Consider the following 9458-nt stretch of genomic DNA (forward strand, 5'->3'; position numbering starts at 1 on the left):
GCGTTCCGGCCGGCAATTCCATGCCGAAGAACCGCTTCAGCAGGTCGGCGGCCCTGCGCTCCATGGCGCGGCGGCTGACGAATGGGCCGAGGCCGATCTCATGGCCGAGGAACACGGCCTCGCCGACCGTCGCGGTCGGCACCAGCAGCCTGTCCTGGTGGATGAAGTGCACGCCGAGCTTTTCGACCGAGGCCGGTGTCAGCGAAGTGACGGTCTCGCCGTTGATTACGATCGAGCCGCCGTCCGGCTTGATGATGCCGGCCAGCACCTTGATGATGGTCGACTTGCCGGCGCCATTCTGACCGACAAGGCCGAGGATCGAACCGCGCGCGATCTCGAGGTTCGCGTTTTCCAGGGCGCGCACCGGACCGAACCGTTTCGAAATGCCTGTCATCGATACAGCAATGTCACGCTTTGCTGTCTGCATGGCCGTCAATCCTGGTTGGATGTGACGGGCAGCCACATAGGCGCGGCTGCCCGCCGTTTCGTTCCGTCCTATTTAACGCCAGCCTTCTCGGCGGCGTCGAGGAACGGCTTTCCTTTTTCGACGGCATTTTCCTTGTTGATCAGCACCGAAGGCACGAAAGTGAAGGGCGGCACCTTCTGGCCGGCCAGATATTTCGCGGCATTGTCGACCGAGGTCTTGCCGATCTCATAAGGCTGCTGCGCCGCGACCGCGCCGGCCGACGACTTCGGATCCATCACCATCTTGATGACTTCAGGGCTGCCGTCGATGCCGTAGGTCTTGACCTCGTTGCGGCCGGCGGCTTCGACCGCCTGCGTGGCGCCGATCTGCGGCACGTCCCAGCAGGCCCAGACCGCGCCGATCGAACCCTTCTCGGGCGACTTGGTCAGCATGTCGGTGACGTTGGAATAGGCGCTCTGCACCGTGTTCGGAATGACGTCGCGCAGCTCGGGCTCGACGATCTTCACATCCGGGAACGAGGTCAGCACATATTTCAGCTGGTCGTACCGGATCTTGCAGACCGGCACGCTGTAGAAGCCGTTGAAGACCAGCACATTGCCCTTGCCGCCCATGTCGGCGACCATCTGCAGCGCGATCTCGGCGCCGATATTGTAGTTGTTGGAGGTGGTGTTGTTGATGGCGTGCGGCGTCGCGGTATCGACCGTGAACAACGGGATGCCGGCGTCGCGGATCTTCTGCAGCCACGGGTTCAGCACTTCAAGATTGCCGAGCTGTTCGATGATCGCGTCCGGCTTCTGCGCGATAAGCGTCTGCAGCTGCGCGATCTGCTGCTGGTCCTTGCGGCCGGCGTCGAGCGCGATGACTTCACCGCCGAGCTCCTTGACGCGGTCCTGGATGCCTTTGAAGGCCATCAGGTCCCAATAATGGTCGGTGCCGATGGCGGAGACGCCGATGCGCTTGCCTTTGAGCGACAGTTCCTCAGCGCTGGCGCCCGAGATGGCGGCCAGGCTGCAAGCCGCCGCCAACCCCAGAGCGAGCGCCTTGACGAGGCCTTTCATGGATCTGGTCATTTCATTTCCTCCCTTGTTGATCGCTCCGGGCCGTCCCGGAGGATATGCGAAACAGTCAGTTGCTGCTCCTCAGGCAGCGGCGTCATTGTCGCGCAGGCCGTAGCTCGCCATGCGCTTGATGACGTTTTCGATCTCCTCGTCGGACAGGATCGGCGGCTCGCCGATCTGCAGGGCGCCGTGATACTGGCGCGCCAGCGTCTCGACCTCGACGGCCAGCCACATCGCCTGGGCGAGGCTCGACCCGATGGCGATCATGCCATGCTGGGCAAGCAGGCAGGCCTTGCGGCCGCGCAACGCCTCCACCGCGTGCGCTGAAAGCTCCGCCGTGCCGAAGGTGGCGTAGGGCGCGCAACGAATGTCGTTGCCGCCGGCGACCGCGACCATGTAATGGATCGCCGGTATCTTCCGGCCCATGATGGCGATTGTGGTGCAATAGGTCGGATGCGCATGGACGACCGCGTTGACCTCGGGCCGCGCCTTCATGATGTCGAGATGGAAGCGCCATTCGCTGGACGGCGGCAGGCGTCCGTCGACCTCGCCGTCCCAGCCCATGAAGACGATGTCTTCGGGCACCAGCGTGTCATAGGGCGTGCTCGTCGGCGAGATCAGCATGCCCTCGCCATGGCGGCAGCTGATGTTGCCTGATGTGCCCTGGTTGATGCCGAGTGCGTTCATCTCGATACAGGCGTCGATGATGGCCTGGCGCACATCTCGGTCCGAAACGGTCATGCGATATTCCAATCCTTGCTCAGTCCGTCACCAGGCCGTGTAGCCGCCATCAATCGACAGGATCGCGCCCGTCATGTAGCTCGAGGCCGGCGACGCCAGGAACAGGATCGCCGAAGCGATCTCCTGCGGCGTGCCCAGCCGGCCCATCGGCGTCATGTCGATCCAGGTATTGAAGAGTTCGGGACGCTCGCGCATCTTCAGCGTCATGTCGGTGCCGACGTAGCCCGGCGCCAGCGCGTTGACGCGCACGCCTGACTTCGCCCACTCGACCGCAAGCGCCTTGGTCATCATGTGCACGGCGCCCTTGCTCACCATGTAGGACGGCGCGGTCTGCGGACGGTTGATGATCAGCCCCGACATGGAACCCAGATTGACGATGGAACCCTTCTTGCGGTCGACCATCGAACGGCCGAAGGCGCGCGAGGCCCAGTAGACGCCGTTGACGTTGACATCCATCACCAGGCGCCATTCTTCGTCCGGCGTGTCGAGCGCGGTGTTGAGGCGCGCGATGCCGGCGCTGTTGACCAGGATATCGACCTGGCCGAAATCCGCGACGACTGCGGTTGCCATCGCCTCGACGGCTTGCGGATCAGTAACGTTCAACACGCGGCCATCGACGCTCGCGACGCCAGCGGCCTGGAGCGCCTCGGCAGCGGCCTTCAGCCCATCCGCATTCATGTCGAGCAGGACGATCCTCGCGCCGCAAGTCCCCAGCGCCTTGGCGGCCTCAAGTCCGATCCCGCTGGCGCCGCCGGTGACGACGGCAACCTCGCCCGTCAGGTCGAATTGCGACCGGTAATCCATGCACGTCCTCCATCGGAACCAGGCCTGAGAGCGGGCAAAATTCCACCCTCGCCGCCGAAGCGGCGCCGCAAGCCGGCCGGTCCTGATAATGCCTCCGGTGTCAGGCTCCTCCCGACCCCCTGACAGGGACGTTACAGAAGCTTCCCGGGTCCGTCAATCTGGTTATAACCAGAAAACGGAATCTTTTTTGGATGTGCGCAATTCAGGTGCGATCGACACCGTTCACCGTCGCCGACGGCTGCTCGACCGCCATGTGGATGCGGGCGACGGAGGAGTTGTAGAAGGCCTCGTAATATTCAAGCGCGGCGCCGTCGGAATCATAGGCGATCGACTCGATCTCGATCAGCGGCGTGTTGGCGGCGACACCCATCTGATCGGCTTCTTCCTTGGTGGGAAGCGCGGCACGCAGCCAGCGGTCGGCACGCTTCACCGTCAGGCCGAAGACGGCGCGGATGGTGCCGAAGATCGACTGGTTTTCCGACAGGATGTTCTCCAGCCCCGGGACCCGATGCCCCGGCAGGCTGATGCGCGTCATGGTGATCGGCGTGCCGTCGGTCATGTAGACGCGGCTGATGCGGACCACGCTGCCATTGGCGGGAATGCCGAAGACCTTGGACTCCTTCTCGCTCGGCGGGCAGCGGTAGATCTCCAGCGTGCGGGTCGAGACCTTGTGGCCCTTGGCGGTCAAATCGTCGAACACGCCGAGATTGGCGGTCATGAAGTCTACATGCTCGCGGGGAGCGGCGACGAACATGCCCTTGCGCGGCATCTTGATGATGCGGCCTTCATTGGAGAGCGATCCGATCGCGGCGCGCACGACGGGACGAGAGACGCCGAAGAAATCGCAAAGCGCCTGTTCCGAGGGAATGCGCGAATTGGCTGCCAGCAGGCCGGTGTTGATCGCCTCCTCAACCTGGTTGCGCAGCTGCACCCAGAGCGGGGCCGCCTCGTCGCGGTTGAGCTGGACTTTCGAGCCGATCGAGCGGAACGCCGCGGCCGCCTCGGCATCTTCCTGATCGTAACGAGGACGCCCGCGCGTTCTGGTTGCCTGTTCCATTCGGGTCCCGCCGCAAAATCATTTGCCGCGACTCAAAAGCGGCAGCGCCACCCTATCGGAGGCCGCCAGCCATTTTCACGCTCTCCGGCAAGTTTCGCAACCATAGCATGGCGGCGGCCCCCAGAAGCGGTCCGGGAACCAGGAGCAGGAAGGCCCAGCGCCAGCCGCCGATGGAGTCGGCGAAGCGCGGCGTCAGCCAGATGGCAAGCACCGTCAGCGCGAAACCGGCGCCGAGCTGCACCGACAGGGCGGTGCCTACAAAGCGGCGGTCGGCAAGTTCGGTGACTGCGGCGGAGAACTGCGCCGAATCACCGATCACCGAAACGCCCCAGACGATCGCCACCAGCATGAACAGCCAGAGCGGTCCGGTGAACAGAAAGCCCATCAGCAGCGCGCAGCTTCCCGAGACGAGCATCATGCCGGCGGTGGTGGCGGTGCGGCCGATGCGGTCCGACAGATAGCCGCCGAGCAGACAACCGAGGATGCCGGATGCCACAACGAAGAAAGTCGCGAGCGAGGCTGTGGCGGCGGTTCCGATCGCCTGCGCCTCGAAGGCCGCGCGCGTATAGGCGAGCAGCCAGGCCCACATGGCATAGAGCTCCCACATGTGGCCGAGATAGCCGAGATTGGCGAGGAGCAGCGGCTTTTCGCGAAACGCCCGGCCGATGCGCGAGGGCTCGAAGATAGCCTTGCCGAAGGGATAGGGTCCTTCCTTCGCGAACAGCAGGAAGAGCAGCGCGCCCGCAGCGGTGGCCACGCTTGCCGCGGCGACTACGGGCCGCCAGTCGAGCACGGTCGAGACGGCGCGGAAGAGATGCGGCAGCGCCGAACCGACTGTGAGCGCGCCGATGACCGCGCCGAGCGCCAGTCCCCTGTCGCGCGCGAACCAGGTGGCGACCAGCTTGAGCGCCGGCGGATAGACGCCGGCAAGTGCGGCGCCGGTGACGATGCGCGCGGCGATCACACCGCCCGGCCCGGGATGGAAGAGCAGCGTCGCGTTGGCTAAAGCAGCGACGAGGGCTGCTGCCGCCATCAGGCGGCTCAGCCGTACAAGGTCCGGCAAATTGACCAGGCTCGCCACCAGCGCGCCGATGACGAAGCCGACCTGGACGCCATTGGTCAGCCAGGCCTCGGCGCTGGCGCCCAGCGCCAGCTCCTGCTTCAATTCGGGAAGGATCGCGGTCGCCGAGAACCACGTGGTCAGCGACAGGACGACCGCCAGGCAAAGCAGCGACAGCACGCGCCAGCGCTCGCTGTCGGCCGCCATGCCAAGGCGGCCGACAGCGAGCGTGCTCATGCGCCTTGCAGCGGTACGGTGAACACCGTGGCCGTGCCGGTGAGGCAAAGCTCGCCCTGGCCGTTGCGCACGCTGGTCTCGATCTTGCAGATCGGCTTGTCGGGGCGCACTTCCTTGACCTCCACGCGGCCGGTGATCTCCTCGTCAACGCCAACGGCCTTGACGAACTTCCAGGCCACTTCGAGGAACACGGTCCCGGGGCCGGGCAGATCCTCGGCGACCAACGCGTTGAGGATGCCGGAGGTGACGCCGCCCTGCACGATGAGCTTGCCGAACATCAACTTCTCGGCCAGCGCGCGGTCGTAGTGCAGGGGATTACGATCGCCGGTGATGCCGGTGAAGGCCTCGATGTCGCTCATCCTTGTGCGTCGCGTGCGCTCGGCGAAGGCGCCGACCTGCGGACGGCCTTTCACGACACCCACCCAACCGTCCTTCGTTTCGGTGCTCATTGCGGCTTCTCCTCTGCTCTGGGTTCGACTGGTCTGAAGGCCGGCAGGACACGGCCGCCGATGGCGGTCGGCGCAAGCAACAGCATGTCTCCGATCTGTTGCGGCCGTGTGCCGGGCAGGATGAAGCTCAGCATCGTCGGGCCTTCGGCCAATTCGACCAGGCCGACCACATACGGTGCCGCGGGCAGCCAGCCGGGATGGCCGGGTTTATGCACCTTGGAAAAGGATTTGAGCCGTCCCCTGCCCGATGCGTCTTTCCAGACCAGCCGCTTGCTCCAGCAATGCGGGCAGATCGGGCGCGGATAGAAGACGGCCTTGCCGCAATCCTCGCAATGCTGGATGGTCAGCCGGCCCTCGGCGGCGGCATCCCAGAACGGCCTGGACAGCGCGGTGATCGTCGGGCCAGGGGTTTTCAGCGTGTTGAGATCGACGGACATCAGGCGGCCCCCAACACCAGGGCGGTCGCTTCGCTCATCGTCGCGCCATTGCCGGTGACCAGGGCGAGCCCGGCCTTGCCGATCTGGCGTTCACCGGCCTCGCCACGCAGCTGGCGCACCGCTTCGACGACATGGGTCATGCCGCCGGCAAGGTCGGGCTGGCCGAAGCCGAGCTGGCCGCCATGTGTGTTGAGCGGCTTGTCGCCCTTGTGCGACAGATCGTGCTCGTTCAGCCACGCGCCGAACTGGCCCGGCGCGCAGAGGCCGGCATCCTCGAACGTGGTCGCGACCATGATCGTGTAGCAATCGTAGAGCGACAGAAGGCCCATCTCGTCAGCCTTCGTGCCGGACTGCGCGAGGGCCCTTGCCATGGCGCTCTTCAGCGGACCGGAAGTCAGGTGTGGGGCCTGGCTGACCGCGCGGTGCGTGACCTTCTCGCCGGCGCCGAGCAGATGGACAGGCGGCTTGCGGAGCGACCGCGCGCGTTCGGCCGAGGTGACGACGACCGCTTCGCCGCCGGCGACCGGCATGACGATTTCGAGGAGATGCAGCGGCGAGGCGATCATCGGCGAGGCAAGCACCGCTTCGACATCGGCCGGCTTGCCATAGAAGATGGCGTCGGGGTTGAGCTGCGCGTTGGCGCGCGCCGCCGCGGCGATCAGCGCGAAATCTCGCGCGGTCGAGCCGTATTCCGCCATATGCGCCTGCATCAGCAGCGCATAGGAGATGTTGGCGCCCGAAGCGCCGAAAGGCACGTCGAACTCGCGGATCGGATTGCGATTGGGCGAGCGGGGTGCAACCTCCTCGCGGTTGTTGGCGAGCACGCACAGCACCGCCTCGCACATGCCGGCCTCGATCGCGGCCGCCGCGCGCCAGACCATGCCTGCGCCGGACGCGCCGCCAAGATCGACGACATTGGCCATGGTCGGCGCGAGTCCCAGATATTCGGCTATGGTCGCCGGAACATGCTGCGGCGTCTCGCCGACCTGCGGCCCGACCAGCAGCCCGTCGATAGCCGCCGGCTCCAGCCCGGCGTCGAGCACCGCCAGGCGCGAGACCTCGGCGATCATCTCCAGCGTCGTCACGCCGCTGGTCAGGCGCTGCGGCTTCAACTCGCCGATGCCGACGACCGCTCCCTTTGCCCGGCTCATGCCGCCTTGCTCCGGTCGAGCGCGCGGTATTCGTCGAGGCAGGCGGGATTGGCGAGCGAAGCCATGTTCTTGACCGGCTTGCCTTCGAGCGTGGCGCGGGCGGCACCCTCGACGCGCTTGCCGTTCAGCGTATAGGGCACGGCCTGCACCGCGTGGATGCGATGCGGCACGTGACGGGGCGAGGCGCCTTCGCGGATCGCTTTGCGAATTCGCATGGCGAGCTCGGGGGTCAGCGCAAAGCCGTCGTTGAGCTTGACGCAGAGCACGATCTCCTCGTCGCCTTCGATGGGCGCGCCAAAGACCAGGCAATCCTCGATCTCGGCAAAATTCTCGCAGGCGGCGTAGATTTCCGCCGTGCCGATCCGCACGCCGCCGGGCTTCAGCGTCGTGTCCGAGCGGCCGTGGATGACGCCAGAGCCGTAAGCCGTCATCTCGGCGACGTCGCCATGTGTCCAGATCTCGCGGCGTGCGGCGAAGTAGGTGGCGTGATAGCGCGCGTCGCCGTCCTTGCTCCAGAAGGCCAGCGGCATGGACGGGAACGGCTCGGTGCAGACGAGATCGCCCTGCCGGCCGATGACCGGCGCATTGCGCTCGTCCATGACGCCGACGGCGAGGCCGAGCCCTTTCACGGTCAGCTCGCCGCGCCGCACAGGATGGATCGGCGATCCCAGCAGGAAGCAGCCGATGATCTCGGTGCCGCCGGAGATCGAAGCGAAGATCATGTCGCGCTTCACATGATCGTAGACCCAGTCGAACTGCCCGGGTGAGACGGGCGCACCGGCCGACAGCAGCGAACGCAGCGACGAGAGATCATGCAGGCGCCCCGGCGCGTAACCTTCGGCGGCAAGTGTCGCCAGGTATTTAGGACTGGTGCCGAAATGCGTGACGCGAGCGCGCTCGGCCATTTTCCAGAGCGGACTGGGGTCGAGGCGATCGGCCGATTTCAGGATCGGCGCGCCGTCATAGAGCACCACGCTCGCGCCGCAGGCCAGACCTGAGATCAGCCAGTGATACATCATCCAGGCGGTGTTGGTGTACCAGCTCATGACGTCGCCCGGGCGGACGTCGCCGTGGAGCAGGTGCTCCTTCAGGTGCTGGAGCAGCACGCCGCCGGCGCGATGGACGATCGCCTTCGGCGCGCCTGTCGTGCCGGAGGTGTAGAGCACATAGGCCGGGTGGTCGAAGGGCACGCGCTCGAAACTGAGAGGAGCGTCGCGGCCGAAATCGTCGAACGAAATGCAATCCGCCGCGCAATCCGGCTTCGGGCCGGGTTGGCCGGTCAGCACCAGCGTCGTCACCGTCGGCATCGCGGCGACGATCTCGGCCAGCCTGGCGGAGATGTCGTGCTCCTTGCCCGCATAGCGGTAGCGCGGCGCGGCGAACAGCACCTTGACGCCGATCTGGCCGAGGCGGTCGACGATCGCGGCGGCGCCGAAATCCGGCGAGCAGGACGACCAGATGGCGCCGACGGAAAGCGTCGCCAAAAGCGCCACGAGCCCTTCGACCCTATTTGGCAGGATACCGCCGACGCAGTCGCCCTTGCCGACGCCGGCCGCGCGCAGGCCATGCGCCGTCCTAGCGACGAGCCGGCGCAATTCGCCCAGTGTGATGGTCTGGAAATGGCCGCTCTCGTCGGCCTCGATGAGAGCAATCCTCTCCTCGTCGCCGCGCAGCAGGTTTTCCGCGAGATTGAGTGTCGCTTCCGGCAGGAAGCGACTCCCGGTCATCGGCGCATTGTCGTCGCGCAGGAAGGCGCTCCCGCCCGGATCTCCAATGACCTCGGCGAAATCCCACATCGCTCGCCAGAAGGCGCCGGGATCGCCGATGGACCAGCGATGCAGCGTCTCGTAGTCGCGCGGATCGAAGCCGTTGGCCATCGAAAAGCGCGCAAGATTGGACGATTGGAACGCGGCCGGCGCCGGCGTCCAAAGCACGGATGACATGGATTTCCTCCCGCAATGCAGGCCGGGCTCGATGCCGCGACCTTGCCTGCCGATGCATTTCATGATTATTGGTTATAACCAGAATGTCAAGCGG

General features: G+C 65.7%; 10 protein-coding genes. All 10 read right to left on the reverse strand.

All coding sequences use genetic code 11. From position 1 onward, the window contains the following. Nucleotides 1-427: ATP-binding cassette domain-containing protein (locus tag EOA28_RS13965; RefSeq protein ID WP_189342041.1), on the reverse strand; the 427-nt coding region annotated here is incomplete at its 3' end. Nucleotides 428-495: 68 nt separating this feature from the next. After that, entirely contained in the window at nt 496-1497 is a 1002-nt protein-coding gene (locus EOA28_RS13970; RefSeq protein WP_210212019.1) for a sugar ABC transporter substrate-binding protein, read from the reverse strand. A 69-nt stretch (nt 1498-1566) separates the two neighbouring features. Further along, the gene (locus tag EOA28_RS13975) at nt 1567-2226 is read right to left on the reverse strand and encodes an L-fuculose-phosphate aldolase (protein ID WP_127249288.1); all 660 of its coding nucleotides are present in this window, start codon (nt 2224-2226) and stop codon (nt 1567-1569) included. A gap of 27 nt (nt 2227-2253) precedes the next feature. After that, nucleotides 2254-3030 (reverse strand): SDR family oxidoreductase, encoded by a 777-nt coding sequence (locus EOA28_RS13980; RefSeq protein ID WP_127249289.1) that lies wholly within the window; start codon nt 3028-3030, stop codon nt 2254-2256. 202 nt (nt 3031-3232) lie between these two features. Next, nucleotides 3233-4087 (reverse strand): GntR family transcriptional regulator, encoded by an 855-nt coding sequence (locus tag EOA28_RS13985; RefSeq protein WP_127249290.1) that lies wholly within the window; start codon nt 4085-4087, stop codon nt 3233-3235. A 52-nt stretch (nt 4088-4139) separates the two neighbouring features. Continuing rightward, entirely contained in the window at nt 4140-5384 is a 1245-nt protein-coding gene (locus tag EOA28_RS13990) for an MFS transporter (RefSeq protein ID WP_128314972.1), read from the reverse strand. Continuing rightward, nucleotides 5381-5833 (reverse strand): MaoC family dehydratase, encoded by a 453-nt coding sequence (locus tag EOA28_RS13995; protein WP_127249292.1) that lies wholly within the window; start codon nt 5831-5833, stop codon nt 5381-5383. Before EOA28_RS13995 ends, EOA28_RS13990 begins: the two co-directional genes overlap by 4 nt. Continuing rightward, a complete protein-coding gene (locus tag EOA28_RS14000) occupies nt 5830-6270 on the reverse strand; it encodes a zinc ribbon domain-containing protein (protein ID WP_127249293.1) in 441 nt (146 codons plus the stop codon). The genes EOA28_RS13995 and EOA28_RS14000 overlap by 4 nt, the downstream gene beginning before the upstream one ends. Continuing rightward, nucleotides 6270-7421, reverse strand: coding sequence for a thiolase family protein (locus EOA28_RS14005; RefSeq protein ID WP_127249294.1), 1152 nt, complete (start codon nt 7419-7421; stop codon nt 6270-6272). The genes EOA28_RS14000 and EOA28_RS14005 overlap by 1 nt, the downstream gene beginning before the upstream one ends. After that, entirely contained in the window at nt 7418-9364 is a 1947-nt protein-coding gene (locus EOA28_RS14010; protein WP_127249295.1) for an acetoacetate--CoA ligase, read from the reverse strand. Before EOA28_RS14010 ends, EOA28_RS14005 begins: the two co-directional genes overlap by 4 nt. Nucleotides 9365-9458: the final 94 nt, after the last annotated feature.

Source organism: Mesorhizobium sp. M2A.F.Ca.ET.067.02.1.1, from assembly GCF_004023285.1.
Taxonomy (GTDB): domain Bacteria; phylum Pseudomonadota; class Alphaproteobacteria; order Rhizobiales; family Rhizobiaceae; genus Mesorhizobium.

Coding starts and splice junctions, on each gene's coding strand:
- EOA28_RS13970 (WP_210212019.1), bottom strand. CDS start 1,497: ATGACCAGATCCATGAAAGGCCTCGTCAAGGCGCTCGCTCTGGGGTTG.
- EOA28_RS13975 (WP_127249288.1), bottom strand. CDS start 2,226: ATGACCGTTTCGGACCGAGATGTGCGCCAGGCCATCATCGACGCCTGT.
- EOA28_RS13980 (WP_127249289.1), bottom strand. CDS start 3,030: ATGGATTACCGGTCGCAATTCGACCTGACGGGCGAGGTTGCCGTCGTC.
- EOA28_RS13985 (WP_127249290.1), bottom strand. CDS start 4,087: ATGGAACAGGCAACCAGAACGCGCGGGCGTCCTCGTTACGATCAGGAA.
- EOA28_RS13990 (WP_128314972.1), bottom strand. CDS start 5,384: ATGAGCACGCTCGCTGTCGGCCGCCTTGGCATGGCGGCCGACAGCGAG.
- EOA28_RS13995 (WP_127249292.1), bottom strand. CDS start 5,833: ATGAGCACCGAAACGAAGGACGGTTGGGTGGGTGTCGTGAAAGGCCGT.
- EOA28_RS14000 (WP_127249293.1), bottom strand. CDS start 6,270: ATGTCCGTCGATCTCAACACGCTGAAAACCCCTGGCCCGACGATCACC.
- EOA28_RS14005 (WP_127249294.1), bottom strand. CDS start 7,421: ATGAGCCGGGCAAAGGGAGCGGTCGTCGGCATCGGCGAGTTGAAGCCG.
- EOA28_RS14010 (WP_127249295.1), bottom strand. CDS start 9,364: ATGTCATCCGTGCTTTGGACGCCGGCGCCGGCCGCGTTCCAATCGTCC.